The following is a 25,073-nucleotide window of genomic DNA, read 5'->3' on the forward strand; positions in this document are numbered from 1 at the left end:
AAAGATCCTTTAATTCAGCGCATCATTGAGCGCCGTATTGAGCGCCGCGAGACCTTTCTTGAGCCCGCCCTTCAGGTGCACCCGCAGCGCGCGGCGTCCGCGCTCGGTGAGCACGTCGAAATCGCCGCGCGCCTGCGCCGCCTTGATCACGCCGAAGCTGGCCTTCTGTCCGGGCACCGGCAAGTCCTTGGCATCGTCGGCGGTGATCTGGAGGAACACGCCGCTGTCGGGCCCGCCTTTGTAGGCCTGTCCCGTGGAATGCAGGAAGCGCGGGCCGAACTCGGCGCAGGTCGCGACATGGCGCTTCTCGCGCACCTCGAGCCGCATGGCCTGGAGCGCGTCGATGGTCGCCTTGTCGCGCGGGATGTAGCCGAGCAGGGCGACATAATCGCCATCGCCCGAGCGCGACAGATGCGCCTTCAGCCAGGAGGTGAGGTCGCCATTGGCGCCGGCGGCGCGCAGCGCCGTGGCGTTGGCCTCGTCGGTGTAGAGGTCGGCTTCATCCGTGCTGACCACCGGCTCCTCGGCCGGCAAGGCGCCGGTCTTCTCGAACGATGCCGTCAGTTCGCGGGTCTTGATCTTGGCCGCTTCCACGTCCGGCTGGTCGAACGGGTTGATGCCGAGGATGCTGCCCGCCACGGCTGTCGCCATCTCGAAGCGGAAGAATTCCTGGCCAAGATGCTCGATCGACTTCATGACGATGCGCACCACGGGATGGCCGGCCGCTTCGATCGCGGCAAGACGGGACTCGTGTGCGGCGTCCGACTCGCCTTCGGTGCGGATGTCGATGAAGAAGCGATCGTTGCCGTAAAGCGAAGGCTCGCCCAGCGGCTCGCCATCGATCGGGATCAGTCCCTTGCCCTCCTTGCCGGTCGACTCCGCGATCAGCTGCTCGGCCCAGGCGCCGAAATCGGCGATCTTCTTCGACGACAGGATCGTCACCTTGTCGCGGCCTTCGAGGCCGGCAAGGCCCATGGCGAGCCCGAGCTGCACGCCCGGGTTTTCGCTGGGCGGCACGTCCGGCCCGCACGAGCGGGCCATCGCCAGCGCGTGCTTGATGAAGGTCTTGACGTCGATGCCTGCGGTCGCCGCCGGCACGAGGCCGAACGGCGAGAGCACCGAATAACGTCCGCCGATGGACGGCTCGCCATGGAAGATGCGGGCGTAGTTCAGCGTCTTGGCCGCCTTCTCCAGCGACGAGCCGGGATCGGTCACCGCGATGAAGCGGAAGCCAGTCTTGGCCTTCGGGCCGAGGGCCTGCGCGACACGCTCATGGAAATAATCCTTCATGGCGTTCGGCTCGGTGGTGCCACCTGATTTGCTGGAGACGATGAACACGGTATTGGTGATGTCGATCTTGGCCTCCATCGCCCGCACCTGCGCCGGATCGGTGGAATCCAGCACGTGCAGCTTCGGGAAGCCGGGCTTTTTGCCAAACGTCTCGGCGAGCACCTCAGGTCCAAGGCTCGATCCGCCCATGCCGAGCACGACGGCATCGGAGAATTTCTGGCCTTTCACCCGGCTCGCGTAGTCCTCGTAATCGGCGACGTCGGCCTTGGCCGCGCTGTCAAGCCAGCCGAGCCATTTGTCTTCATCGGTGCCGGTCCATACCGATTTGTCGCGCTGCCACAGCCTGCGGATCTTGGCCGATGCGCGCCACTCCTCGGTGCTCTTGGCCACGGCTTTGCCGAGCCCGTCGCCGAGCGAAAGCTGCTGACGGTCGATCGCGGGTCCGAGCACGGTGGCGCGCTTGTGGGCGACGGCGCCATAGAGCTTGTCGGCGGCGTCGGCAAACTGCTTGACGCCGTCCTTGACCAGCTCCTCGGTGACGGCGTCGAGCGAGATGCCGGAGCGCTCCAGCTCTTCCAGCACGCGGCGCGCGTCGTCGAGGTTTTCTTCCAGGCTGTCGCGCGGCTTGCCATGTTCGCGGAACGCATCCAGCGTTGCCGGCGGCATGGTGTTGATGGTGTCGGGGCCGATCAGCTCCTCGACATAGAGCACGTCGCTGTAATCCTTGTTCTTGGTGCCGGTGGAGGCCCACAGCATGCGCTGCGGCTTGGCGCCCTTGGCGGCGAGCTTGTCCCAGCGGGGGCCGGTGAACAGGCGCTTGTAATCCTGGTAGGCCAGCTTGGCGTTGGCGATCGCGACCTTACCCTTGAGCGCGGCGAGCCGCTCCTTTTCGGACGGGTCGTTGGCGCGGGCGATCTTCTCGTCGAGCTGCTTGTCGACCATGGTGTCGATGCGGCTGACGAAGAAGCTCGCCACGCTCGCGACATGCGAGGGGTCGCCGCCGCCTGCAACGTATCTCTCCAGGCCCGCGAGATAGGCTTCGGCGACCTCGAGGTAGACCGCCCTGGAGAACAGCAGCGTGATGTTGATGCTGATGCCGTCGCCAATCAGCGTTTCGATTGCCGGCAGGCCCTCGGGCGTTGCCGGCACCTTCACCATCAGGTTCTTGCGATTGACCTCCTTCCACAGCCGCCGCGCCTCGGCGACGGAGCCGGCGGTGTCCATCGCCAGATAGGGCGAGACCTCCAGGCTGACATAGCCGTCGCCTCCTCTAAGGCGATCGTAGACCGGGCGGAGCACGTCGGCGGCCTTCTGGATGTCCTCGACTGCGACCGCCTCGAACAGGTCAGCCACGGCCCGGTCGCCGCGCTTCAGCGCCTTGCCGATCGAGGCGTCATATTCGTCCGAGCTGCCGATCGCCTTCTCGAAGATCGACGGATTGGAGGTAACGCCCTTGACGCCGTCGGCGTCGATCAGCCGCTTCAGGTCGCCCTTGGCGATGAAGCCACGGGCCAGGAAGTCCAGCCAGACGGCTTGGCCGTGCTTTTCCAGTTCTTTGACGGGATTCATGATGCTTATTATCTCCAAGCCTGCGGGCGAGGGGTTTCCGCGCCGGTCCTGACGCGCTATCCTCTAGCCTACATGCTCCCGGGAGGGAACCAATCAAGGGTACGAGCGTCATAGTCTCAGGGTAACTCCGGCGCGATCATGACGATCCAGGCGGAAGTAGCAGCGTTGCGTAAAAAGTCGCTGGCCGGAGGAATCGGCCAAGGGTCTGGTTGCGTCACGTCAGTCGCTTCGTCTCGTCGGCTCGCGGCTGCGGAGTGCCACCAGCGGATTCCGGTCCGTCTGGTGCATCATGGCTCGGTCGCGAATGGCCATGCTGGGGGAAAGCATGCACGCACCTACTGAGGGCCTTGCTGAGGATCTTGCATTTGCGGCCGCCGGCCGCTCGCAATCGGTCGCGCCTGCCGTCAGCATCGAGGCGCCTCGCGATCTCGAAATCAGTCAGTGCACGACGCAGCTGCGGCTGCTGGTCGCGGCGGGCTTTGCGATGACCCTGTTCAGCGCAAGCCTCGCCTTCGACTGGTGGGACGGGCTCGGCGACTACGATACGGCGATCGGCTATGCCGGCGTGGCGTTGTTCGGCCTCGTGACCAGCCGGTTGATCTGGCTGCTTCCGGCCGAGCGCGGACCGGTGGTGATCGTCACCCCCTACGGCATCCGCGATCTCCGCATCGGCAATGAATTCCTGCTGTGGGACTCCATTGCGGAGATTTCGGCTGAGAAATGCCGCGGGCACAAGGTAATCGTGCTGACGCCGACGCCGGCCCTGCAGCGGCAGCTCTGCACCATCCGTGCCCTGGCGCGCTGCGCGCAAAACCACCGGATCGTCATCGACACGGACGGATTGGCGATCGATTTTGAGACACTTCTGCGCGCTTGCCGCGATTGTCATGCGGCACGCACCGCATTGCAGCAGGAAGATGGACGGGGCACGCAAGGCTTCGCCGTACAAGCGTCATAAGATTGCCGCTCGCAAATCGCTCTATGTTGCAGTGCCGGATGGACTTGTCCCCGGTAATGCCCGGATGTGGCGAGCGAGTGACATTTTTTGGAAATGAGCGAAGATGGATGCAGATTCGCACAAATTGCAGGCAAGTGCCTGTTCGTAATTCAGCGAGTGCCTACCTTGTGCGTTGCGTCGCGTCGGCACCCGGGTGTCCAATGATCGTCATGTGCTCACGCTGATTCGAAACGGCCTGAGGAACGGTCCGGTAACTGCTTTCGTTTCAGCTTATAGCGGAACTCACGCGGAGAGGGATCATGTACAACGATTCTCTATTCAACGCTTTCGCTCGGTCGTTCGAGGCGAGAAGCCAGCACGACATGTCGATGGCGGAATATCTGGAATCGTGTCGAAGCGATCCCATGAAATATGCCAACGCGGCCGAACGACTGCTAGCTGCCATCGGTGAGCCTCAGACGATCGATACGGCCAAGGACCCACGCCTTGGCCGTATTTTTTTGAACCGCACCATCCGCACCTATCCGGCCTTTGCCGGCTTTTACGGCATGGAAGAAACCATCGAGCGTATCGTCGGTTTCTTCCGTCACGCTGCGCAAGGTCTCGAAGAGCGCAAGCAGATCCTCTATCTTCTCGGGCCGGTCGGCGGCGGCAAGTCCTCGCTCGCCGAGCGGCTGAAGTCGCTGATGGAAGTGCATCCGATCTACGTGCTCAAGGCCGGCGATGAACTCTCGCCGGTGTTCGAGAGCCCGCTCAGCCTGTTCGATCCCGACCAGCTCGGTCCGATGCTGGAAGAGAAATACGGCATCCCGCGCCGGCGTCTCACCGGGTTGATGAGCCCGTGGTGCTACAAGCGGCTGGAGGCCTTCGGCGGCGATATTTCCCAGTTTCGCGTCGCAAAAATCCAGCCGTCGCGGCTGCGCCAGATCGCGATCGCCAAGACCGAGCCCGGCGACGAGAACAACCAGGACATCTCTTCGCTGGTCGGCAAGGTCGATATCCGCAAGCTCGAGACCTACGCCCAGAACGATCCCGATGCCTACAGCTATTCCGGCGGCCTCAACCGCGCCAACCAGGGCATCCTCGAATTCGTCGAGATGTTCAAGGCGCCGATCAAGATGCTGCACCCGTTGCTGACCGCAACGCAGGAAGGCAACTATATCGGCACCGAGAACATCGGCGCGATCCCGTTCACCGGCATCATCCTCGCGCACTCCAACGAAGCGGAGTGGGCGAGCTTCAAGGCCAACAAGAACAACGAGGCCTTCATCGATCGCATCTGCGTGATCAAGGTGCCGTACTGCCTGCGCGTCACCGAGGAGCAGAAGATCTACGAAAAGCTGATCCAGGGCTCCGAGCTCGCGGCCGCGCCTTGCGCGCCCTCGACGCTGGAGACGCTGGCGCGGTTCTCGGTGATGTCGCGCCTGCGCAAGCACGAGAATTCGACGCTGTTCGGCAAGATGCGGGTCTATGACGGCGAGAGCCTGAAGGAATCCGATCCGAAGGCGCGCAGCGTCCAGGAATATCGCGACGCCGCCGGCGTCGACGAAGGCATGGACGGCGTCTCCACCCGCTTCGCCTTCAAGATCCTGGCCGCGACCTTCAATCACGACCCGCAGGAGGTCGCCGCCGACGCCGTGCATCTGATGTACGCGCTGGAGCAGTCGATCCGCCGCGAGCAGCTGCCCGAGGAAGTCGAGAAGCGCTATCTCGAATTCATCAAGGCGGAGCTGGCGCCGCGCTACGCCGAGTTCATCGGCAACGAGATCCAGAAGGCTTACCTCGAATCCTACTCGGACTACGGCCAGAACCTGTTCGACCGCTACGTCGACTACGCCGACGCCTGGATCGAGGATCAGGATTTCAAGGACCCCGACACCGGCCAGCTGCTCGATCGCGAGCTTTTGAACCAGGAGCTGACCAAAATCGAGAAGCCGGCGGGCATCGCCAACCCCAAGGACTTCCGGAACGAGGTGGTCAAATTCTCGTTACGCTCCCGGGCCCAGAACGGCGGCAAGAATCCGACCTGGACCTCCTACGAGAAGATTCGCGACGTGATCGAAAAGCGGATATTCTCCCAGGTCGAGGACCTGCTTCCGGTCATCTCCTTCGGGTCGAAGAAGGACGGCGAGACGGAGAAGAAGCACGGCGAGTTCGTCGCACGCATGGTGGAGCGCGGCTACACCGAGCGTCAGGTTCGCCGGCTCGTCGAATGGTACATGCGCGTGAAGCAGGCCGGTTGAGGCGGATGGGAAAGTGGCCATTCACATTATTGACAGGCGCCTGAATCCAGGCGGCAAGAGTCTTGAGAACCGGCAGCGGTTCTTGCGTCGGGCCAAGTCCCTGGTGCAGGGCGCCGTCAAGAAGACCTCGCAGGAACGCGACATCAAGGACGTTCTGGAGGGTGGTGAGGTCACGATCCCGCTCGATGGCATGCACGAGCCGCGCTTCCGCCGCGAAGGCGGCACGCGCGACATGGTGCTGCCCGGCAACAAGAAGTTCATCGAGGGCGACTATCTCCAGCGCTCCGGCCAGGGCAGCGCCAAGGATTCCGGTCCGGGCGAAGGCGACAGCGAGGACGCCTTCCGCTTCGTGCTCTCCCGCGACGAGTTCGTCGATCTCTTCCTCGACGACCTCGAGCTGCCGGATCTCGCCAAGCGCAAGATCGCGCAGACCGAGAGCGAGGGCATCCAGCGCGCCGGCTACACTACATCGGGCTCGCCCGCCAACATCTCGGTGAGCCGGACGGTGCAGCTCGCGCTCGCCCGCCGTATCGCGCTGCGCCGTCCGCGCAAGAGCGAGATCGAGGAGCTGGAGGCCGAGATCGCCGCCTGCACCGACGAGGATCTGCGCGCCGAGCTCGTCGACAAGCTCGAAAAGCTCAAGGCGAAATCCAAGCGTATTCCCTTCATCGATCCGCTCGACATCCGCTATCGCCGCTTCGAGACGGTGCCGCGCCCCGTCGCGCAAGCCGTGATGTTCTGCCTGATGGACGTGTCGGGCTCGATGTCCGAGCACATGAAGGATCTCGCCAAGCGCTTCTACATGCTGCTCTACGTGTTCCTGAAACGCCGCTACAAGCATGTCGAGATCGTCTTCATCCGCCACACCGACCGCGCCGAGGAGGTCGATGAGCAGACCTTCTTCTACGGCCCAGCCTCGGGCGGCACGCTGGTCTCCAGCGCGCTGCAGGCGATGTACGAGATCGTGCGCGAGCGCTTCAATCCGTCGGACTGGAATATCTACGCAGCCCAAGCTTCCGACGGTGACAATTCCTATTCCGACGGCGAGCTCACCGGCCTGTTGCTGACCGACAAGATTTTGCCGGTCTGCCAGTTCTTCGCCTATCTCGAGGTCGGGGAATCCGGCGGCAGCGCCTTCGATCTCTCCGACTCCTCGCTCTGGACGCTCTATGATCGCCTGCGCAACAGCGGCGCGCCGCTCTCGATGCGCAAGGTCTCGGAGCGCAGCGAGATCTTCCCGGTGTTCCACGACCTGTTCCAACGCCGCGAAACCAGCCAGGAGAAAGCCGCTCCATGACGGATCGCTTGTTCGAAGGCGCGGATTGGGATTTCCACACCTTGCAGCGCATCACCGATGCCTGCGAGGAGGTGGCGCTGAAGGATCTCGGCCTCGACGTCTATCCGAACCAGATCGAGGTCATCACCGCCGAGCAGATGCTCGATGCCTACTCCTCGGTCGGCATGCCGCTGTTCTACAAGCACTGGTCGTTCGGCAAGCACTTTGCGTTTCATGAGGCGTCCTACCGCAAGGGCCTGATGGGGCTCGCCTACGAGATCGTGATCAACTCCTCGCCCTGCATCTCCTACCTGATGGAGGAGAACACGGCGACGATGCAGACGCTGGTGATCGCGCACGCCGCCTTCGGCCACAACCACTTCTTCAAGAACAATTATCTGTTCAAGCAGTGGACCGACGCCGACGGCATTCTCGACTATCTCGACTTCGCCAAGAACTACGTCGCGACCTGCGAGGAGCGCTACGGCCGCACAGAGGTCGAGCGCACGCTCGACGCCGCCCACGCGCTGATGTCGCACGGCATCGACCGCTATCCCGGCAAGAAGAAGCTGGATTTGCGCGCCGAGGAGAAGCGGGCAGGGCGCCGCCGCCAGCACGAGGAAGAAGTCTTCAACGATCTCTGGCGCACCGTGCCGAAGGGCGCCTCGAAGACCAAGTCCGCGATCTCGCTGGAACGGCGCCGCAAGCTGCTCGGCCTGCCGCAGGAGAACCTGCTCTACTTCCTGGAGAAGAGCGCGCCGCGGCTGGCGCCCTGGCAGCGCGAGCTGCTCCGCATCGTCCGCCACATCGCGCAATATTTCTATCCGCAGAGCCAGACCAAGGTGATGAACGAGGGGACGGCGACCTACGTCCACTATCGCATCATGACCCAGCTGCACCAGCAGGGCCGCATCAGCGACGGCAACTTCCTCGAATTCCTGGGGTCGCACACCAATGTGGTGTTCCAGCCCGAATTCGACGATCCGCGCTTCTCCGGCTTCAACCCCTATGCGCTCGGCTTCGCCATGATGCAGGACATCGAGCGCATCGTCACGAGGCCCGAAGACGAGGACCGCGAGTGGTTCCCCGACATTGCCGGCAAGAATGACGTGATGGGCGTGCTGCGCGACGTCTGGGCCAACTACCGCGACGAGAGCTTCATCGGGCAATTTCTGAGCCCGAAGCTGATGCGGCACTTCCGCATGTTCCATCTGCACGACGATCCCGAGGAGCGCGCCGGCATCCGTGTCGATGCCATCCATGACGATCGCGGCTTCCGTCGCGTGCGGCGCGAGCTGGCACGGCAGCACGACGTCGGCTACATCGACGCCAATATCGAAGTGGTCGACGTCGATCTTGCCGGCGACCGCCGGCTGATCCTGCATCACCACGTCATCAAGGGCTCGCAGCTCAATGAGACCGACGCCAAGCGCGTGCTCCAGCACCTTGCCGATCTCTGGACTTATGACGTCGCGCTGATCGAGGTCGATTCCAACGACAAGGTCTTGCGCGAATACGTCGTGAGCCCGCGCCCGATTCCGGCGGCGGTGGCGTGAGGCGGGTGGTGCGTCGCAGCGCCCGATGAGACCAACCTTTGACTGCTCCGAGGGAGATGCGCTCCCTCCCCCGCTGGCGGGGGAGGGTTGGGGAGAGGGTGTCTCCGCAGTGGGACTCCCCCAGAGGAGAGAGCCCTCACCCGGCGCGCGGACGATGCTTCGCATCGCCCAGGACGCGCCGACCTCTCCCGCAAGCGGGAGGGGTTAAAGCCAGACCGCGGCTGGAGCAATCAACGTGAGCTCATGGCGTACTACGCCGGCCGCTTCTTGGCTGGCTTTTTCTTAGCCTTCGACGCATTCAGCTCCACCGCCGCGCGGATCAGCGCTTTCAGCGCCTTCTCGTTGATCTTTTCGCCCTCGCGAATATCGATCGCGCGCCGCACATTGCCGTCGAGGCTGGAATTGAACAGGCCGGCCGGGTCATCCAGCGCCGCGCCCTTGGCAAAGGTCAGCTTCACCACCTCCTTGTAGGTCTCGCCGGTGCAGATGATGCCGTCGTGCTCCCACACGGGCACGCCGCGCCATTTCCATGCCTCGACCACCTCAGGATCGGCCTCCCTGATCAGGCCGCGGACGCGTCCCAGCATCTCGCCGCGCCAGTCGCCGAGCTCCTTGATCCTGCCGTCGATCAGCTTGGAGGGCGAAACATCATTCGCGTCCTTCGTGCTGCTCTGCTTCGCCGCCACGGCTTTCTTCATGATCTCGCCTCGTGTCGCGCGGCGTCACGCCGGCCGAGATAGGGCAGCGCGAACAAATAGAGCCCTGTCGCGAGCAGCGGGATGAGCGGAACGAGCGCGAGGAAGCCGATCCATGTCGCCTCCATTTGCTGCGTCATCGCGACGATGTTGGCGATGACGGCGAGCGTAAAAGCTATCGACAGCCAGCGATGGATCTGCCGGACCCACATATTCCCGGTCAATGAAACCTCCTCTTGAGATGATCTAATGAAGTCGGACGGCCGGGCTAGTCAGCCCGCGCCAGCACTTCGTCCAGTTTGGCGAAAAACTGCTTCCAGCCGGCATGCGCACCGCCATAGGCCTGCTTCTGCGTCGGGCTGAAGCCGGCCTGCTCGACGCGCAAGTGAGTGCCTGAGCCCGTCGGCGTGAGGGTGAAGGTCACGATACTCTTGAGGTCGAAGGCCGCGTCCTCGTGCGAGAAATTCCAGGTGTAGGCGAGCGTCTTCTCCGGCTCGATGGTGAGCACCTCGCAATCGAGCACGCCGCCCCATTCGCCGCGCAAATTGAAGCGATGACCGACCCTCGGCTTGAAGTCGTTCTTCATCAGCCATTCCTCGATCAGATGCGGCTGCGTCAGCGCGCGCCACAGCCGCTCGGCCGGAAAGGCGAATTCGCGCTCGACGACGACTGAACGTGTTTCGGTCATTGGTCCATCCTCTTCAGCAAATCATCGAGCGCATCCAGCCGGTTCTGCCAGAAGCCGGCCATCTGACCGGTCCAGTCGATCAGCGGATTGAGCGCGCCGGGCTGCGCGGTGTAATGGGTCTGCCGTCCCTCATGGCGGTCGCGTACCAGGCCCGCCTGCTTCAGCGCGCCGAGATGTTTCGAGACCGCCGGTTGGGAAACCCCCGATCGGGCCGTCAGCGCCCCGACGGTCTGCTCGCCGTCGCGGCACAGCCGCTCGAAGATCGCCCGCCGGGTGGGGTCGGCGAGCGTTCTGAACAGCAGATCGTGCGTGGCGGACATGCGTAATCCATAACCTACGGGTTATGCATAAACTCATAACCGGAGAGTTATGAGTAAGTCAAGTGTCTGGGAGATGGCTCTGTTGGATTGGGGTAACAGCCGCGGGCTCCGCTGCACCTCTCCCGCTTGCGCTTGCGGGAGAGGTCGACGCGTTCGGGCGATGCGAAGCATCGTCCCGCGCGTCGGGTGAGGGTTCTGTCCTCGCAGTTACCGAAGTGCCTTACGGCCGCAGATACAAATACCCCTGCGACTGCAACTCCGCGAGGCGGACCACGCCGCCCTTCTCCGCGCTGACGAAGCCCGGCAGCAAATCCGATAGCGTGACGTTCTGCGCCTTCATGGTGTTGCCGCAGGCGGCGAGCTCGACGCCGTCCTTGGAGAAATCGCCGACGCGCTTGCTGACGTCGGGGTTGGCCTGCACCGCGTGAAACGCCTTCAGCGCCGGCCCGTGGATCACCAGCGCGATCGTGACGTGCTCGGGGCCGCCGACGCCGTCGATGTGGTTCTGGATGTTGCCGAGCACGAAATTGACCTTCTCGGCGTCGCTGAGGTGATAGACGACTTTCAGCTTGTTCGACGATGGAATCTCGGCCGCGGCCTTCGCGCTGGAGGCGCCAAAAGCGGCGCCCAAAGCCGACACAGCACTCCACAGGATGTTCCGGCGGTTCATGGCGATCTCCCTCGAAGCACGATCCGGAAAGCGGTTTTCCGGAAAGATCATGCGCAAAATACGCAGAATTCGCCGACAGATATCACTTGTGACGAAGCGCGGCGAGTTCCTTGCGGTCGGTCACCAGCGAGGTGCACTCGGCATTGTCGGTGCGGTCGAGCCGAAAAATTCCGTCGTCGGCGCCTGCCACCAGCGATTGCTCGGCATCGTCGTCCGGCTTGTTGTTCTGCCAGACCCTGACCCGCGTCAGCCGCACGATGGCGGACTCGTCGTCCCTGGAGAGCGCAACGCCGATGCCGCCGCCTTCGCAGTCGACGCCGCAGCCCAGGCGCACCTCGTTGCCGTCCTTCACGAAAACCACATGGTGACAGTCGCCGCTGGAATCGAAATCGCCCGCGCGATGGCGGTATCTGAAACCGAGCCGGAACGAGTTGTGAAGCTGCTTGTCCTCCTTGTCGACCTCCGCGGAGATCAGCAGCTTCATCGCGGCGACCCTCTGCTGCGGATGCCGCGCGAGGTGATTGGCGTCGTAGCGGCGGACAAAGCAGGCATAGGCCTTGTCGCCGGGCGTACCCGCATACATGCGTGCGTTGAAAGTGTCAGCCTCTGCCTTGGTGACCTCGCGGACGTCGTCGGCCCGGCCGGCCTGGACAGCGCCTATGAAGGTCGCAAGGACCAGCGGAAGGACAAGGGCAAGCTTCATGATCGCACCAGGCGAGAGAGCGGTTGGCGTCTGCCAGATAGGCAGAGGCGGTTCGGCCGTTAGTCGCGGGCGGCGTGCGGCGCGTTCATAGGCTCTCACCGCCCAATCCCGTGGGCAGCCTCGCGCAAGGTTCCAGTATTAACACTCCAGAAGGAGGGGCATTGGCAGACCCCTGGTTGTTGCAGATGACTGGTGGCGGTCAAAATGTCCGTAAGTCAGAACTTGCCCAACCTTGCGATCGGCTATTCCCTGGGCCGGCTGTTCAAGCTCCTGGGAGCCGGCCTGTTGCTGACGCTGCTATGCGCCGCGCTCGCATTCAACTGGCACCATGGCAAGGACATCACCGCGTTGCAGATCGCGCTCTGCTATTTCGGCATCGTGTTTTTCGGCCTGGCCACCTGCAAGACGCTCTGGACGTTGATCTGCTCCAGCGAGCCCGTCCTCTTCATCACCCGTGTCGGCATTCGCGACACCAGGATTGCCGATGACACCATCTCCTGGCGATCGGTGCGGGACATATCGATCTGGCGGTATCGCAGCCAGAAGATCGTGGTGCTCCAGCTCGACCCTCTTCTTGCCGAACGGTTCGCAGGGGGCTTTCTGAAACGCATCTTGTCGCTGCTGAACAAGCCAATTGGCGCGGATGGCGTGCTCGTCAATGCGGGCGGCCTGACCATGGACGGCGAAGCGCTGTTCGACACCTGCAAGCAATACTGGACGGCCGGCCGAATGGCCTATTCGGGCCGCGCCGCAGCTGAGCCCGCGCCCGCCAGCTAGTCCCGACGTCCGCCGAGGGACCTCGTTGCCTTCTTTCACGAACACTGCGTGGTGGCAGTCGCCGCTGGAATCGAAATCGCCGCTGCGAAGCGAGGTAGCGTGGTTCCAAGCACGGCCTTAGTCGAACCTCAGGCCGGGAAGGTTCAATCGCGGTGGGCCTTCGCTCCTACGGGAACTCGATGCCGCGCAAACCTTCGACATTGTCCCCATTCGTCGATGTGATAGCGTTCACAGACGATTGCTTTCGGCAGTCTTAGGGTGGGGCCGCCTCTTGTAGCGTGTGGAGTCCCCCGCAATGGGCGAAATTCGCAACTTCAGATCCGGAAATCAGGGCGAGCCGCCTCAGCACGGCGCGATGCCTCGTCGTCTCGCAGCGATCATTGTCGGTGACATCGCTTCCTACAGCCGCTTGATGCAGGCTGACGAGGAGGGCACGCACGCCCGCGTCAAGCGGATCGAGCGCGATCTTATCATGCCCAGCATCGTCGAGCATCATGGAAGTCTGGTGAAGACGACGGGCGACGGGTTTATCGCCATCTTCGATAGCCCCGTTGAGGCCGTTCGATGCAGCATTGTCATCCAGCAGAATCTCGTCGGCCGCAACGCTTCGCTTCCGAAGGATTCGCGGATCGAATACCGGATTGGCGTCAATCTCGGCGATGTCATCGTTGAGCCGGACGATATCTACGGCGACGGTGTCAACATCGCCTCACGCATCGAGGGCATTGCCGAGCCCGGTCAGGTGTACATCTCGGGCGCGATCTACGAACAGATCAAGCACAAGGTGGTGTGCGGCTATGAGTCGCTCGGCGATCGCAAGGTCAAGAACATCACCGATCCCGTACGCATCTATCGCGTGCTGCCGGACGCAGATGCGGTCGGCAGGACGCGCGGCCGGCGCGAGACTGTCCTGATTTTTCTTCTGAGCATCACGGTGCTGGTCATTGCTGCCGGTGCGCTGTGGTATCTGCTGGCGCAGCCGCCGGGCAGGGTGGACGAGCAGGCTGCCGCGCCCGCCGTCGCGCCGGCCCCAACACCGAGCCGGCAGCCTCCGCCGCGCGAAGCGGCGACGCCGACCCCGCAGCCATCCCCGTCATTGGCGTCTGCCCCTCCGTCGCCGGCATCGACGCCCAGCCCGTCGGCGACGCCGCTTCGCGAACCCGAGATGATCGCCATTCGTGGCGGCAGCTTCACCATGGGAAGCAATGATGATCCGACCGAACGTCCGGTCCACCAGGTCACGATCAAGCCGTTCTCGATCGGCAAATATCCGGTGACGGTGCAGGAGTGGAACGAATGCGCCGCTGCGAAGGCGTGCTCGTTCACGGCCGTAGGCAAGGACGATGCGCCGGTCAGCAATGTGAGCTGGACCGATGCGCGACAATATGTGGCCTATCTCTCCCAGGCGGCGAAGAAGCCGTACCGGCTTCCGAGCGAAGCCGAATGGGAATATGCGGCGCGCGGGGGAACGCAGAGCAAGTATTGGTGGGGTGACAAGCTCCAGCCGGGCATGGCCGGGTGCAAGGATTGCGGCGACCTCGGGACCGAGCAGCCGGCGAAGGTCGGCAGCTTCAAGCCCAATCCATTCGGGTTGTACGACATGGGCGGCGCGATCGACCAGTGGGTCGAGGATTGCTGGCACAGAAACTATCAAGGCGCGCCCGGCGACGGATCGGCATGGACCGGCGGTGACTGCTCCTCGCACGTCCTGCGCTCGGGTTCCTGGAAGAACGATTCAAGATATGTGCGGCCGTCAAACCGCGATGGTTACGACACCGATGTCCGTTACCCAACGCACGGATTTCGCGTCGCGCTCAGTCCGTGATTGCCGGAGTAGATTTGATGAAGATCATTCGTTGCGCCGCATTGGCGGCGGCGCTCGCATTGCTTCCGGGCGCAGCCTACGCGCAGGGCAAGACTGCGCCCAAGGACGCCAAACTCTATTTCATCAGCCCGCGTGACGGGCAGAAGCTTCGCGGTGGATTCTGGGTCCGGTTCGGCTTGCGCAACATGGGCGTGACGCATGCCGGCGACGAGTACCAGAACGCGGGTCATCACCATCTGCTGGTCGACGTTAACGACCCGATCGATCCCAAGGAGCCGATCCCGCAGGACAAGTCGCATCTCCATTTCGGCGCCGGGCAGACCGAAACCCTGCTCGAACTCCCGCCCGGGACCCACACGCTGCAACTGGTGCTCGGCGACGCGAAGCACTATCCGTTCGAGCCGCCTATCGTGTCGGAGAAGATCACCGTGCGCGTCAGACAGCCTGTTTCCGGCAAGTAATCACCGCAGGCTGGCGTTGATCTTGTCCAGCACCGCCGAGCCCGGACACAGCGCGTCCGCCTCCAGCGAATTGAGCGGCGTCTCGACCGTGTTGAGATGCTCGTGCAGGTCTTCCGCATCAGGGTCGACATAGAGCAGCCCGGTCACGATCTGGCCCTTGGCGGCGTGCTTCTGGAGGAAGGTCATCGCGCCGAGCCTGTCGTGCGGATCGTAGTCGGCATCGATCTTGCGCAGCGCGATCTTGCTGCCGTCGTGCTGTTCGACCATCTGCACCGTGCCCGGCGCATAGTCCACCGCAATGGGGTCACGCCCGACCAGCACGTCGAGCCGGTTCACGGCGTCATTGTGCTCGCGGACATAGTCGAAGCTCTTGGTCGAGCCGGCGTGGTTGTTGAAGGCGATGCATGGACTGATGACGTCGATGAAGGACGCGCCCTTGTGGCGGATCGCGGCCGCGATCAGCGGCACCAGCTGGGTTTTGTCGCCGGAGAACGAGCGCGCGACGAAGGTGGCGCCGAGTTGCAGCGCGATCGCGACGAGGTCGATGGCGTTGTCGGTGTTGGTGACGCCCTTCTTGCTCTTCGACCCGCGGTCGGCGGTGGCCGAGAACTGGCCCTTGGTCAGGCCGTACACGCCGTTGTTCTCGACGATATAGGTCATGTTGACGCCGCGCCGGATCGAATGCGCGAACTGGCCGAAGCCGATCGAGGCGGAATCGCCGTCGCCGGAGACGCCGAGATAGATCAGGTCCCGGTTGGCGAGGTTGGCGCCGGTCAAGACGCTGGGCATGCGGCCGTGCACGGAGTTGAAGCCGTGCGAATTGCCGAGGAAATAGTCCGGCGTCTTCGACGAGCAGCCAATGCCGGAGATCTTTGCAACTCTATGCGGCTCGATCGAGAGCTCGTAACAGGCCTCGATGATCGAAGCCGTGATCGAGTCATGGCCGCAGCCGGCGCACAGCGTCGAGATCTTGCCCTCGTAGTCGCGATGGGTGTAGCCGAGCTCGTTCTTCTTGAGGCCCGGATGATGGAATTTCGGCTTTGCAATATAGGTCATGACACGGCCTTGCGGAGCGGGGTCACCTTGAGGTGATCCTGATGGTCGCCAATGGCTTTTGCGATGAAGCGGGCGGTGATCGGCGAGCCGTCGTAATGCACGATCGGCACCAGCCGCACCGGGTCGATGCCGTTCTCGTTGACGATGAGCTGGCGCAGCTGGCTGTCGCGGTTCTGCTCGACGACGTAGACGAAATCGTGCTCGGCGAGGAAGCTCGCAACGCTGGAGTGGAACGGAAAGGCGCGGATGCGCAGGCGGTCGAGCTGGTGCCCGCGCGCCTCGAGCAGACCGATCGCCTCGTCCATCGCCGGCGAGGTCGAGCCGAAATAGATCACGCCATACTTGGTCGGCCGTTCCGCGTTGGCCTGGAGCGGCCGCGGCACGAGGTCCTGCGCAGTCTCGAACTTGCGCACCAGGCGCTGCATGTTGTCGGCATAGACAGGGCCTTCCTCGGAGTAACGCGCATAGCGGTCGCGCGAGGTGCCGCGGGTGAAATAGGAGCCCTTGGTCGGGTGCGTGCCGGGATAGGTGCGGTAGGGAATGCCGTCGCCATCGACGTCGAGATAGCGGCCGAAGTCGCGACCTTCCTCCAGCATCTCCGCGGTCATCACCTTGCCGCGGTCGTACTGCCTGGCATCGTCCCACTTCAGCGGACGGCAGAGCCGGTGGTTCATGCCGATGTCGAGATCGAGCATCAGGAAGATCGTGGTCTGCAGCCGCTCGGCGAGGTCGAAGCTGGCTGCCGCGAACTCGAAGGCTTCGGCCGGATCTTCCGGGAACAGCAGCACATGCTTGGTATCGCCGTGAGAGGCATAGGCGCAGGCGATGATGTCGCATTGCTGGGTGCGGGTCGGCATGCCCGTGGAGGGGCCGGCGCGCTGGATGTTCATGATCACCGCCGGGATCTCGGCGAAATACGAAAGGCCGATGAACTCGGTCATCAAGGAGATGCCGGGGCCTGATGTCGCGGTGAAGGCACGGGCGCCGTTCCAGGAGGCGCCGATCACGATGCCGATCGAAGCGAGCTCGTCCTCGCCCTGCACGATGGCGTATTTCGCCTTGCCGGTGTCAGGATCGTGCCGGTACTTCTTGCAATGGGCGGTGAAAGCTTCCGCCACCGACGAGGACGGCGTGATCGGATACCACGCGCACACCGTGGCGCCGCCATAGACGGCACCGAGCGCGGCGGCGCTGTTGCCCTCAATGAAGATGCGGTCGCCGACCTTGTCGGACTTCTTCACTCTAAGCCCGATCGGGCATTTCAAATTCTGCAGCGCCCAGTCGCGGCCGAGATGCAGCGCATGGACGTTGGAGGAGAGCAGCTTCTCCTTGCCCTTGTACTGCTCGCCGATCAGCTGCTCGATCAGCTTGGGGTCCATGTCGAGCAAGGCACTGAGCGCGCCGAGATAGATGATGTTCTTGAACAGCTGGCGCTGGCGCGGATCGGTGTAGGTCGAGTTGGTGATCGCGGTTAGGGGAACGCCGATCACGGTGATGTCGTCGCGGAATTTGGTCGACGGCATCGGCTTGGTGGAATCGTAGAACAGATAGCCGCCGGGCTCGATGCCGGCGACGTCCTTGTCCCAGGTCTGCGGGTTCATCGCCACCATCATGTCGACGCCGCCGCGGGCGCCGAGATGGCCGTCTTCCGTCACCCGTACCTCGTACCAGGTCGGCAGGCCCTGGATGTTGGAGGGGAAGATGTTGCGCGGGGACACCGGAACGCCATGGCGCAGGATTGCGCGCGCGAACATCTCGTTGGCGCTGGCCGAGCCCGAGCCGTTGACGTTGGCGAAGCGGACGACGAAGTCGTTTACGCTGCTGATCGGCTTCTTGTCGGGCATGATGATCCTGCGTGAGTCATCTCGATGAAATATTTCTGCATGTCCCAGGCGCCGGTGGGGCAACGCTCGGCGCACAGCCCGCAATGCAGGCAGACGTCCTCGTCCTTCACCATCACGCGGCCGGTCTTGAGGTCACTGGAGACGTAGAGATCCTGGTCCGGATGCGGCGAGGGCGCCTTCAGCCGCTGGCGCAGATCGTCTTCCTCGCCGTTAGCAGTGAAGGTGATGCAGTCCATCGGGCAAATGTCGACGCAGGCATCGCATTCGATGCAGAGCGAGGTCGAGAACACGGTCTGCACGTCACAGTTCAGGCAGCGCTCGGCTTCGCCCAGCGCCAGCTTGACGTCGTAGCCCAGCTCGACCTCTGTGCGGACGTCCTTCAGCGCGATCACCTTGTCGCGGTGCGGCACCTTGAAGCGCTTGTCGTTGGAGATGTCGTTGTCATAGCTCCATTCGTGGATGCCCATCTTCTGCGAGGAGATTTGCACCTCCGGCAGCGGCCGTTCGGCGATGTCCTCGCCCGAGAGCATCTTGTGGATGGACAATGCGGCATCGTGGCCGTGCGCCACCGCCCAGATGATGTTCTTCGGCCCGAATGCGGCATCGCCGCCGAAGAACACTTTTGGATTGGTCGAGGCGAAGGTCTTCGGATCGACCTTCGGCATGTGCCATTTGTCGAACTCGATGCCGCAATCCTGCTCGATCCACGGGAAGGCATTCTCCTGGCCGACCGCGACCAGCACGTCGTCGCAGGTGATCGTCTCGTCCGGCTCGCCCGACGGCACCAAATTGCGCTTGCCCTGGGCGTCGTATTCGGCCTTCACCTTCTGGAAAGTGACGCCAATGAGCTTGCCGGCGACATGTTTGAACGCCACCGGAACCATGTAGTTCAGGATCGGAATGTCCTCGTGGAGCGCGTCTTCCTTTTCCCAGGGCGAGGCTTTCATCTCCTCGAAGCCGGAGCGGACGACCACCTTGACGCTCTCGCCGCCGAGCCGGCGCGCAGTGCGGCAGCAATCCATCGCGGTGTTGCCGCCGCCGAGCACGATGACGCGCTTGCCGATCTTGTCGGTATGGCCGAACGACACATTGGCCAGCCACTCGATGCCGATATGGATGTTGGCGGCCGCCTCTTTCCGGCCGGGGATGTCGAGCTCGCGGCCCCGCGGCGCGCCGGAGCCGACGAAGATCGCATCATACTTCTCCGCGAGCAGCGCCTTCATGCTCTCGATGCGGTGACCGCCCCTGAACTCGACGCCAAGGCCGAGGATGTAACCGGTCTCCTCGTCGATCACCGAATTGGGCAGGCGGAATTTCGGGATCTGCGTGCGCATCATGCCGCCGGCTTCGGGATCGGCATCGAACACGGTGCAGTGATAGCCGAGCGGGGCGAGATCGCGCGCCACCGTCAGCGAAGCCGGGCCGCCGCCGACCAGCGCGACGCGCTTGCCGTTTTGAGGGCCGGGGCGCGGCAGGCGCTGCTTGATATCGTCCTTGAAGTCGGCGGCGACGCGCTTGAGGCGGCAGATCGCAACCGGCGTCTCCTCGACGCGTCCGCGCCGGCACGCCGGCTCGCAGGGACGATCGCAGGTGCGTCCCAGAATTCCGGGAAACACGTTCGATTTCCAATTGATCATGTAGGCGTCGCTATAGCGGCCTTGGGCGATCAGTCGGATGTATTCGGGAACGGGGGTGTGCGCAGGACAGGCCCACTGGCAATCGACCACCTTGTGAAAGTAGTCGGGGGCCGCGATATCGGTCGGTTTCATTCCTACCCTGTCCGCGCAGGCCCAAAGACCCCGCGGCCTTTTCTTGAGCTTGGCGAACGCTTAACGCGTTTCGATGTGGTTTCTGAATGACGTCATTGGGTTAGCTTATTAGAACCGCTCCGAAGTACAACGGCAAATTTTCGCGCGTCCCCTCTTTCATGGGAGCTCCGCGCACACAGCATTAACGCCGCGCACGAGCTGCGTGCGGTGCAATATGTTGCGATGCAGAGGCGCTTCAGCTTTGCGCAATGTCGCTCTTTGCGAGGTCCCACATCAGGCAGTAGGTGCCGACCGAGATTGGCAGCGGGAAGGGCGCTGCCGCCGGCCCGGTGAAGCGCTCGGCGATGATGCCTGAGACCGCGCCGACATGCGTGCCGTCGATCAGCACGAACCAGTCGCGCGCGCCTTCATTGCGCGCTGCCGGAATTTCCGCCGTCGCCCCGGACAATTCCGGCTCGCTCTCGAGCAGATGCATCGAGATGATGCCCGCGCGTGTTTCGGGCGCCAGCTTTTCTTGCAATGCATCGCGCCATGAGCCGGCATTGTCCGGTCCCGGCCGCAGCCGCACCACGCCGAGCGCGGCGCCGCGGCCCGTGCCGTTGCTGATGGTGATGCGCGCAACCACGCGCAGCATGTCCTTGAAGCGCGCCATGGTCTGCCGCGACCAGTCGGTCGGGCTCGCGAGCCGCGCCCTGTAGGCGGGGCTGTCGAGCACGTCGAGCGTCGCGGTCGAATAGAGGCAGAGATATTTGGGATTGGCCGCATGCGCGACATAGCGCCGCGCTTCCAGGAATCCCTCGATCGCAACGCGCTCTTCCAAGTGCTCGCGATCATACCAGCGGTTGAAATCGGCTTCATCTGAAACGTCAATGTTCATCGACGTCAGCAGCATGCCTTTCCCGGCGAGCGGCATTGTTCTTGTCCTTTATCGCGCGGTCTTCGAAGCCAAGTCCGCGATCGACTTCATGACCGCGTCCCTCACGCCGCCATCATAGAGCGAATGCCCGGCCTCTTCCACGATGCGAATCTCGGAACCCGGCCAAACTTTCGCAAGCCGCTCGGATGTTTCGGGCGGACACAACAGATCGTAGCGGCCCTGCACGATGATACCGGGTATGCCTTCGAGCCTTCCCGCGTTCCGCAACAGCTGGTCTTCGCTCATGAAGGAGTCGTCGACGAAATAATGCGCCTCCATGAACGGCGCCGCCGGCAGCGTGCGCCAGACGTTCAGCGAAGCGAGGTCCAGCCGCGTCTTTGCCGCCTTGTGCTCCGACAGGGCGCGCTCGGTGTCGTGCCAGGCCCGCGCTGCGGGGCCATGCACCGCCGGATCGGCATCGAGGATGCGGCGCCAATAGGCGTCCACCGGATGCGCGCGCTCTTCGGGCGGCAGCACGCTCAGGAAATCCTCGTAAAGCGCAGGATAGAATTGCGACAGGCGCGAGGTGAAAGCGGTCTCGACTTCCGCCCGCGTGCCGAGAAAAGTTGCGCGCAGCGCGATGCCGGCGACGCGCTCGGGATGGGCCTCTGCATAGGCCAGCGCCAGCGTCGCGCCCCAGGAGCCGCCGACCACCATCCAGCGTTCGAAACCGAATTTTTCGCGGATCTTCTCCATGTCTGCGATCAGATGCGCCGTCGTATTGTGCTCGCGCGATCCCTTCGGACGGCTGCGGCCGCAGCCACGCTGGTCGAACAGCACCGCGCAGAAGCGATCGGGATCGAACAGCCGGCGATGGTCGGGCTGGCAGCCGCTGCCCGGCCCGCCATGCAGATAGATCGCCGGGATTCCGTCGGCACGGCCGACGCTTTCGACATAGAGTTCGTGGCCGTCGCCGACGTCGAGCATGTCGGAGGTCAGCGGCGCAAAGGGATCGGCGCGCTTGACCGCTGCGGCCGCGTCGGCGTCAGGCGTCATTCCCGGATTCCAGAGTGCCGCCGGCGAAATTGCGATAGAGGAAGCGGCTGGTCTCGCCCTCGGCCTCGGCTTCCGCCTGCTTGAAGATGGTCTCGTGCAGCGGCGACAGCGCGCAGGCCGGATCGGTGTTGGCGGCATCGCCCGTCAGCGCAAAGGCCTGGCAGCGACAGCCGCCGAAATCGATCTCGCGGAATTCGCAAGACTTGCACGGCTCCTTCATCCAGCCGGTGCCGCGATAGCGGTTGAAGGCGTCGGAGTTCTGCCAGATCCAGGCGATCGAGTGGTTGGAGCGCACGGACAGGAAGTCGAGCCCGGTGATGCTCTCGGCGGCGTGACAGGGCAGCACCTTGCCGGCGGGCGAGATGTTGAAAAACTGCCGGCCCCAGCCGCCCATGCACTTCTTCGGCCGCAGCGCGTAATAGTCCGGCACGACGTAGTCGATGGTCAGCCGGCCCTTGAGCCGCTCGCGCGCCTCCTCGACGAGGCGGGTGCACTCATCTAACTGCGCCACCGTCGGCATCAGCGCGGCACGGTTCTTCAGCGCCCAGCCGTAATACTGCACATTGGCGACCTCGAGCCGGTCGGCGTCGAGATCGAGCGACATCTGGATGATATCAGGCAGCTGGTGCAGGTTCTGCCGGTGCATCACCGCATTCACGGTGAGCGGCAGATCGAGCTCGCGCGTCCATTTCGCCACTTCGAGCTTCTTGCGGTGGCCGCCCTTGTAGCCGGCGACGCGGTCGGCGAGGCCTTCCTCGATGCCTTGAAAGCTGATCTGCACATGGCAGAGCCCGGCATCAGCCAGCGCGCTGAGCTTCTCGCGTGTCAGCAGCACGGCCGACGTGATCAGGTTGGTGTAGAGCCCGGCGTCGCTGGCATGCTTGACCAGCTCGACGAGATCCTTCCGCGCCGTCGGCTCGCCGCCGGAGAAATGCACCTGGAGCACGCCGATCTCGGCGAGCTCGGTCAAGACCTTCTTCCACTCGTCCGTGGTCAGCTCCTTGGCCGAGCGGTCGAGCTCGACCGGGTTGGAGCAATAGGGGCATTGCAGTGGGCAGCGATGGGTGATCTCGAGCAGCACCGCGAGCGGAATGCCGAACGTCTCCGCCGTCGAGCGGCTCTTCTCCAGCACCGCGAGGCTGTCGCCAACATCAGGCGAAACATTGCCGAGCACATCGCTCATGACGTCTTCTCCCGGGCTTCCGTGAGAAAGCCCTTATCGGCGAGATCCTGCAGCATGACGATCACGTCGGCGAGGATCGCTTCGCGTGGCGCGGCGTATTTCGCCGCCAGCTGGTCCGCGACATCGCCGACATTGCGCTCGCCGTTGCAGAGCTGCAAGACCTCGACTGCAATCTCGTCCGGCGCCAGCACCCGTTCCGGCGCCAGGATCACCCAGACTTTCCGCGTCTCGTCATATTTGAGCTTGGCATGCCGCGGCAGCACGGGGCGGCTTGCCTCGCTGACGCTGATGTTCCGCGGCCCGGCCATTGCTCTTGTCCCTCAACTCGCTTTGGGCACGAACGCGCCCGGTGGAATGTGGCGCTCGACATAGGCATGGTACAGCGCGTCGAGCTGTACCCACAGCACGTTGGTCTTGAAGATCAGTGCATTGCACACAAGCGCGCGCTGCTCGGGCGTCGTGGCATGCGCCTTGACATAGTCGAGCGCAAAGCCGGCATCGCGGGGCGCTTGCGCGAGGCGGCGCTTGAAGTAGCTCATGATGTCAGGATTGACGAAGTCGTAATGCTCCAGCATGCCGGAGATGCGCTCCTCGTGCAGGTTCGGCGCGAACAGCTCTGTGAGCGAGGACGCGATCGCCTCCAGCGGGCTTTTTTCGCGGCAGAAATGCACATAGGCCTCCACCGCGAAGCGCGTCGCCGGCAAGATGCCTTCGGTCGATTCCACGTAAGCCGTGTCGAGCCCGAGGCCTTCGGTCAGCTTCAGCCAGCGCTCGATGCCGCCCTCGCTGCCGATATCACCGTCATGGTCCTCGATGCGGTGGCGCCATTCCAGCCGCGTGGCGCGGTCGCGGAAGCGCGAGATCACGACCGCATCCTTGATCGGGATCGTGCTCTGGTAATAGTAGCGGTTCAGCGCCCAGGCCTGCACCTGGCCCTTGTTCAGCTTGCCGCCATGCAGCAGCTTATGAAACGGATGCAGGCTGTGATAGCGCGTCGCGCCGATGTGGCGCAGCGTCGCCTCCAGCTCCTCGGCGGAGTTGAGCGTGATGTCCTTGCCGATCGAAAGTGCAGTCATTCCAGTCAGGGTCTTGCCAGTCAGTGACGCTGCATTCACAGCACGATCTCCGTTCCGTCAGCGGGTATCTGCCAGCCGGCCGCCTCAACGGCCTTGTGCTCAGGCGTATCAGGCAGCAGCGCCGGATTCGAGTTATTGATATGCAGAAACATCTTCCTGTCGAGTGTGAGGTCGGCGAGCCGCGCGATGACGCCGTCGTCGCCGGACATCGCGATATGGCCCATGCTCTTGCCGGTCTTGTGGCCGAGCCCGGCCCGGACCATCTCGTCGTCCTGCCAGACCGTGCCGTCGAAGAACACCAGCGCAGCGCCATCGATCTCGGCCTTGAGCGCGTCGGTCACCTCGGCGCAGGCGGCGATGAAATAGAAGCACTTGCCGGTCGATTTGTCCGTGACCTTCAGGCCCAGCGTATCGCCGTCGCCGCTCTCGCCGCCGGGATGCGCCTTGCCTTCGAGATACCAGGCCGACTTGCCCGGTACTGCGAACGGCAGCACTTCCAGGCCTGAGCGCGCGCCATCCGGCAATCGCGGCTCGAACGGCTCGCCGATAGCGATCGGCTGCCGCCGCACGTTCTTTTCATTCAGCACGTTGAAGATGCTGTTGCTCTTCAGGATCGCCAGCACCTTCTCATGCGCGTACACCGTAAAGGGCGAGCCCTCGCGCATCGACAGCAGGCCCGCCACCGCGTCCACTTCGCCATTGGTCAGGATCACGCCTGCAACAGGCGTATGGCGCAGCGCGCCCGCCTTCGGATGCAACTGCGGCGTCGCATTCAACTGCTGACGAAGGTCGGGGGAGGCGTTGATCAGGAACCAGTGCTCGCCATCGCCGCTGAAGGCGACCGAGGCCTGGGTTCGATAAAGCTCATGTCCGCGGCTACGTGCCGCCCGGCAGCCCTCACACCCGCAATTCCATTGCGGGACTCCGCCGCCAGCCCCGGCGCCCAGGACGACGACGCGCAGCATGTTACGTCTCCTGGAGGCAATCTCGCGAGGTGGACCTCACGCCGACACGATTTCGGTCGACAAAGTTTTTGTCTTCCGGACATGCATCGTGACCGAAAGATCCACCTGCGCAGAACGCAAACTCACCAACCGCTTACTTGCGGGTGGCGCTCACATACATGTTGATTTCCATGCCGCAAGGCACTTCGACGATCTTCGGGGCTTTCCAGGCCATTTTGGCTCTCCATTTTCGCGAAT

The 25,073-nt window shown here is 63.5% G+C and carries 24 protein-coding genes; 7 read left to right on the top strand and 17 right to left on the bottom strand.

Going from position 1 to position 25,073, the window contains the following annotated elements; genetic code table 11:
- Positions 1 to 9: 9 nt before the first annotated feature.
- On the bottom strand, positions 10 to 2,859 hold the full coding sequence (locus JJB99_RS09850) for a bifunctional transaldolase/phosoglucose isomerase (RefSeq protein ID WP_200498576.1): 2,850 nt from the start codon (positions 2,857 to 2,859) through the stop codon (positions 10 to 12).
- A 304-nt stretch (positions 2,860 to 3,163) separates the two neighbouring features.
- Between JJB99_RS09850 and JJB99_RS09855 the strand changes: the two genes are divergently transcribed.
- The 4 genes from JJB99_RS09855 to JJB99_RS09870 all read left to right on the top strand — a co-directional run bounded on the left by JJB99_RS09855 (position 3,164) and on the right by JJB99_RS09870 (position 8,892).
- On the top strand, positions 3,164 to 3,817 hold the full coding sequence (locus JJB99_RS09855) for an STM3941 family protein (protein ID WP_200498577.1): 654 nt from the start codon (positions 3,164 to 3,166) through the stop codon (positions 3,815 to 3,817).
- A 299-nt stretch (positions 3,818 to 4,116) separates the two neighbouring features.
- Positions 4,117 to 6,060, top strand: a complete 1,944-nt coding sequence (locus JJB99_RS09860) for a PrkA family serine protein kinase (RefSeq protein ID WP_200498578.1) — start codon at positions 4,117 to 4,119, stop codon at positions 6,058 to 6,060.
- Between the two features lie 19 nt (positions 6,061 to 6,079).
- Positions 6,080 to 7,357, top strand: coding sequence for a YeaH/YhbH family protein (locus JJB99_RS09865; protein ID WP_200500099.1), 1,278 nt, complete (start codon positions 6,080 to 6,082; stop codon positions 7,355 to 7,357).
- Positions 7,354 to 8,892, top strand: coding sequence for a SpoVR family protein (locus JJB99_RS09870; protein WP_200498579.1), 1,539 nt, complete (start codon positions 7,354 to 7,356; stop codon positions 8,890 to 8,892). Before JJB99_RS09865 ends, JJB99_RS09870 begins: the two co-directional genes overlap by 4 nt.
- A 251-nt stretch (positions 8,893 to 9,143) precedes the next feature.
- Here JJB99_RS09870 and JJB99_RS09875 read toward each other — a convergent pair whose 3' ends face one another.
- The 6 genes from JJB99_RS09875 to JJB99_RS09900 form a co-directional block, all read right to left on the bottom strand.
- Entirely contained in the window at positions 9,144 to 9,590 is a 447-nt protein-coding gene (locus JJB99_RS09875; protein ID WP_200498580.1) for a DUF1801 domain-containing protein, read from the bottom strand.
- A complete protein-coding gene (locus JJB99_RS09880; RefSeq protein WP_433995780.1) occupies positions 9,587 to 9,799 on the bottom strand; it encodes a hypothetical protein in 213 nt (70 codons plus the stop codon). The genes JJB99_RS09875 and JJB99_RS09880 overlap by 4 nt, the downstream gene beginning before the upstream one ends.
- Before the next feature lie 56 nt (positions 9,800 to 9,855).
- The gene (locus JJB99_RS09885; protein WP_200498582.1) at positions 9,856 to 10,275 is read right to left on the bottom strand and encodes an SRPBCC family protein; all 420 of its coding nucleotides are present in this window, start codon (positions 10,273 to 10,275) and stop codon (positions 9,856 to 9,858) included.
- The gene (locus JJB99_RS09890) at positions 10,272 to 10,595 is read right to left on the bottom strand and encodes an ArsR/SmtB family transcription factor (protein ID WP_200498583.1); all 324 of its coding nucleotides are present in this window, start codon (positions 10,593 to 10,595) and stop codon (positions 10,272 to 10,274) included. Before JJB99_RS09890 ends, JJB99_RS09885 begins: the two co-directional genes overlap by 4 nt.
- 220 nt (positions 10,596 to 10,815) lie before the next feature.
- Positions 10,816 to 11,265, bottom strand: a complete 450-nt coding sequence (locus JJB99_RS09895) for a DsrE family protein (protein ID WP_200498584.1) — start codon at positions 11,263 to 11,265, stop codon at positions 10,816 to 10,818.
- An 82-nt stretch (positions 11,266 to 11,347) separates the two neighbouring features.
- Positions 11,348 to 11,968 (bottom strand): hypothetical protein, encoded by a 621-nt coding sequence (locus tag JJB99_RS09900; protein ID WP_200498585.1) that lies wholly within the window; start codon positions 11,966 to 11,968, stop codon positions 11,348 to 11,350.
- A gap of 204 nt (positions 11,969 to 12,172) precedes the next feature.
- Between JJB99_RS09900 and JJB99_RS09905 the strand changes: the two genes are divergently transcribed.
- The 3 genes from JJB99_RS09905 (at position 12,173) to JJB99_RS09915 (ending at position 15,031) form a co-directional block, all read left to right on the top strand.
- Positions 12,173 to 12,745, top strand: coding sequence for an STM3941 family protein (locus JJB99_RS09905; RefSeq protein ID WP_200498586.1), 573 nt, complete (start codon positions 12,173 to 12,175; stop codon positions 12,743 to 12,745).
- 295 nt (positions 12,746 to 13,040) lie between these two features.
- Entirely contained in the window at positions 13,041 to 14,570 is a 1,530-nt protein-coding gene (locus tag JJB99_RS09910) for an SUMF1/EgtB/PvdO family nonheme iron enzyme (RefSeq protein ID WP_200498587.1), read from the top strand.
- A 17-nt stretch (positions 14,571 to 14,587) separates the two neighbouring features.
- On the top strand, positions 14,588 to 15,031 hold the full coding sequence (locus JJB99_RS09915; protein WP_200498588.1) for a DUF4399 domain-containing protein: 444 nt from the start codon (positions 14,588 to 14,590) through the stop codon (positions 15,029 to 15,031).
- On the opposite strand, the gene JJB99_RS09920 is transcribed toward JJB99_RS09915, so the two are convergent.
- The 10 genes from JJB99_RS09920 to pqqA all read right to left on the bottom strand — a co-directional run bounded on the left by JJB99_RS09920 (position 15,032) and on the right by pqqA (position 25,050).
- Positions 15,032 to 16,087 carry a 2-oxoacid:ferredoxin oxidoreductase subunit beta gene (locus JJB99_RS09920; RefSeq protein ID WP_200498589.1) on the bottom strand — a complete coding sequence of 352 codons (1,056 nt, stop codon included), beginning with the start codon at positions 16,085 to 16,087 and terminating at the stop codon, positions 15,032 to 15,034.
- On the bottom strand, positions 16,084 to 17,931 hold the full coding sequence (locus JJB99_RS09925; protein ID WP_200498590.1) for a 2-oxoacid:acceptor oxidoreductase subunit alpha: 1,848 nt from the start codon (positions 17,929 to 17,931) through the stop codon (positions 16,084 to 16,086). The genes JJB99_RS09920 and JJB99_RS09925 overlap by 4 nt, the downstream gene beginning before the upstream one ends.
- Positions 17,901 to 19,700: an FAD-dependent oxidoreductase gene (locus JJB99_RS09930; RefSeq protein WP_200498591.1), complete on the bottom strand. Its 1,800-nt coding sequence runs from the start codon at positions 19,698 to 19,700 to the stop codon at positions 17,901 to 17,903. Before JJB99_RS09930 ends, JJB99_RS09925 begins: the two co-directional genes overlap by 31 nt.
- 235 nt (positions 19,701 to 19,935) lie before the next feature.
- Positions 19,936 to 20,613 (bottom strand): DUF4286 family protein, encoded by a 678-nt coding sequence (locus JJB99_RS09935; protein ID WP_200498592.1) that lies wholly within the window; start codon positions 20,611 to 20,613, stop codon positions 19,936 to 19,938.
- Between the two features lie 12 nt (positions 20,614 to 20,625).
- A complete protein-coding gene (pip, locus tag JJB99_RS09940) occupies positions 20,626 to 21,612 on the bottom strand; it encodes a prolyl aminopeptidase (RefSeq protein ID WP_200498593.1) in 987 nt (328 codons plus the stop codon).
- On the bottom strand, positions 21,602 to 22,795 hold the full coding sequence (gene pqqE, locus JJB99_RS09945) for a pyrroloquinoline quinone biosynthesis protein PqqE (RefSeq protein WP_200498594.1): 1,194 nt from the start codon (positions 22,793 to 22,795) through the stop codon (positions 21,602 to 21,604). The genes pip and pqqE overlap by 11 nt, the downstream gene beginning before the upstream one ends.
- Positions 22,792 to 23,103 carry a pyrroloquinoline quinone biosynthesis peptide chaperone PqqD gene (gene pqqD, locus JJB99_RS09950; protein ID WP_014492816.1) on the bottom strand — a complete coding sequence of 104 codons (312 nt, stop codon included), beginning with the start codon at positions 23,101 to 23,103 and terminating at the stop codon, positions 22,792 to 22,794. Before pqqD ends, pqqE begins: the two co-directional genes overlap by 4 nt.
- A 12-nt stretch (positions 23,104 to 23,115) precedes the next feature.
- Positions 23,116 to 23,871: a pyrroloquinoline-quinone synthase PqqC gene (gene pqqC / locus JJB99_RS09955; protein ID WP_433995755.1), complete on the bottom strand. Its 756-nt coding sequence runs from the start codon at positions 23,869 to 23,871 to the stop codon at positions 23,116 to 23,118.
- A gap of 35 nt (positions 23,872 to 23,906) precedes the next feature.
- Positions 23,907 to 24,836, bottom strand: coding sequence for a pyrroloquinoline quinone biosynthesis protein PqqB (gene pqqB, locus JJB99_RS09960; protein ID WP_200498596.1), 930 nt, complete (start codon positions 24,834 to 24,836; stop codon positions 23,907 to 23,909).
- 133 nt (positions 24,837 to 24,969) lie between these two features.
- Entirely contained in the window at positions 24,970 to 25,050 is an 81-nt protein-coding gene (pqqA, locus tag JJB99_RS09965) for a pyrroloquinoline quinone precursor peptide PqqA (protein ID WP_007595659.1), read from the bottom strand.
- Between the last annotated feature and the right edge of the window lie 23 nt (positions 25,051 to 25,073).

Source organism: Bradyrhizobium diazoefficiens (assembly GCF_016616235.1).
GTDB lineage: Bacteria > Pseudomonadota > Alphaproteobacteria > Rhizobiales > Xanthobacteraceae > Bradyrhizobium > Bradyrhizobium diazoefficiens_H.

Coding starts and splice junctions, on each gene's coding strand:
- JJB99_RS09850 (WP_200498576.1), bottom strand. CDS start 2,859: ATGAATCCCGTCAAAGAACTGGAAAAGCACGGCCAAGCCGTCTGGCTG.
- JJB99_RS09855 (WP_200498577.1), top strand. CDS start 3,164: ATGGCCATGCTGGGGGAAAGCATGCACGCACCTACTGAGGGCCTTGCT.
- JJB99_RS09860 (WP_200498578.1), top strand. CDS start 4,117: ATGTACAACGATTCTCTATTCAACGCTTTCGCTCGGTCGTTCGAGGCG.
- JJB99_RS09870 (WP_200498579.1), top strand. CDS start 7,354: ATGACGGATCGCTTGTTCGAAGGCGCGGATTGGGATTTCCACACCTTG.
- JJB99_RS09875 (WP_200498580.1), bottom strand. CDS start 9,590: ATGAAGAAAGCCGTGGCGGCGAAGCAGAGCAGCACGAAGGACGCGAAT.
- JJB99_RS09880 (WP_433995780.1), bottom strand. CDS start 9,799: ATGTGGGTCCGGCAGATCCATCGCTGGCTGTCGATAGCTTTTACGCTC.
- JJB99_RS09885 (WP_200498582.1), bottom strand. CDS start 10,275: ATGACCGAAACACGTTCAGTCGTCGTCGAGCGCGAATTCGCCTTTCCG.
- JJB99_RS09890 (WP_200498583.1), bottom strand. CDS start 10,595: ATGTCCGCCACGCACGATCTGCTGTTCAGAACGCTCGCCGACCCCACC.
- JJB99_RS09895 (WP_200498584.1), bottom strand. CDS start 11,265: ATGAACCGCCGGAACATCCTGTGGAGTGCTGTGTCGGCTTTGGGCGCC.
- JJB99_RS09900 (WP_200498585.1), bottom strand. CDS start 11,968: ATGAAGCTTGCCCTTGTCCTTCCGCTGGTCCTTGCGACCTTCATAGGC.
- JJB99_RS09905 (WP_200498586.1), top strand. CDS start 12,173: ATGTCCGTAAGTCAGAACTTGCCCAACCTTGCGATCGGCTATTCCCTG.
- JJB99_RS09910 (WP_200498587.1), top strand. CDS start 13,041: ATGGGCGAAATTCGCAACTTCAGATCCGGAAATCAGGGCGAGCCGCCT.
- JJB99_RS09915 (WP_200498588.1), top strand. CDS start 14,588: ATGAAGATCATTCGTTGCGCCGCATTGGCGGCGGCGCTCGCATTGCTT.
- JJB99_RS09920 (WP_200498589.1), bottom strand. CDS start 16,087: ATGACCTATATTGCAAAGCCGAAATTCCATCATCCGGGCCTCAAGAAG.
- JJB99_RS09925 (WP_200498590.1), bottom strand. CDS start 17,931: ATGCCCGACAAGAAGCCGATCAGCAGCGTAAACGACTTCGTCGTCCGC.
- JJB99_RS09930 (WP_200498591.1), bottom strand. CDS start 19,700: ATGAAACCGACCGATATCGCGGCCCCCGACTACTTTCACAAGGTGGTC.
- JJB99_RS09935 (WP_200498592.1), bottom strand. CDS start 20,613: ATGCCGCTCGCCGGGAAAGGCATGCTGCTGACGTCGATGAACATTGAC.
- pip (WP_200498593.1), bottom strand. CDS start 21,612: ATGACGCCTGACGCCGACGCGGCCGCAGCGGTCAAGCGCGCCGATCCC.
- pqqE (WP_200498594.1), bottom strand. CDS start 22,795: ATGAGCGATGTGCTCGGCAATGTTTCGCCTGATGTTGGCGACAGCCTC.
- pqqD (WP_014492816.1), bottom strand. CDS start 23,103: ATGGCCGGGCCGCGGAACATCAGCGTCAGCGAGGCAAGCCGCCCCGTG.
- pqqC (WP_433995755.1), bottom strand. CDS start 23,871: ATGACTGCACTTTCGATCGGCAAGGACATCACGCTCAACTCCGCCGAG.
- pqqB (WP_200498596.1), bottom strand. CDS start 24,836: ATGCTGCGCGTCGTCGTCCTGGGCGCCGGGGCTGGCGGCGGAGTCCCG.
- pqqA (WP_007595659.1), bottom strand. CDS start 25,050: ATGGCCTGGAAAGCCCCGAAGATCGTCGAAGTGCCTTGCGGCATGGAA.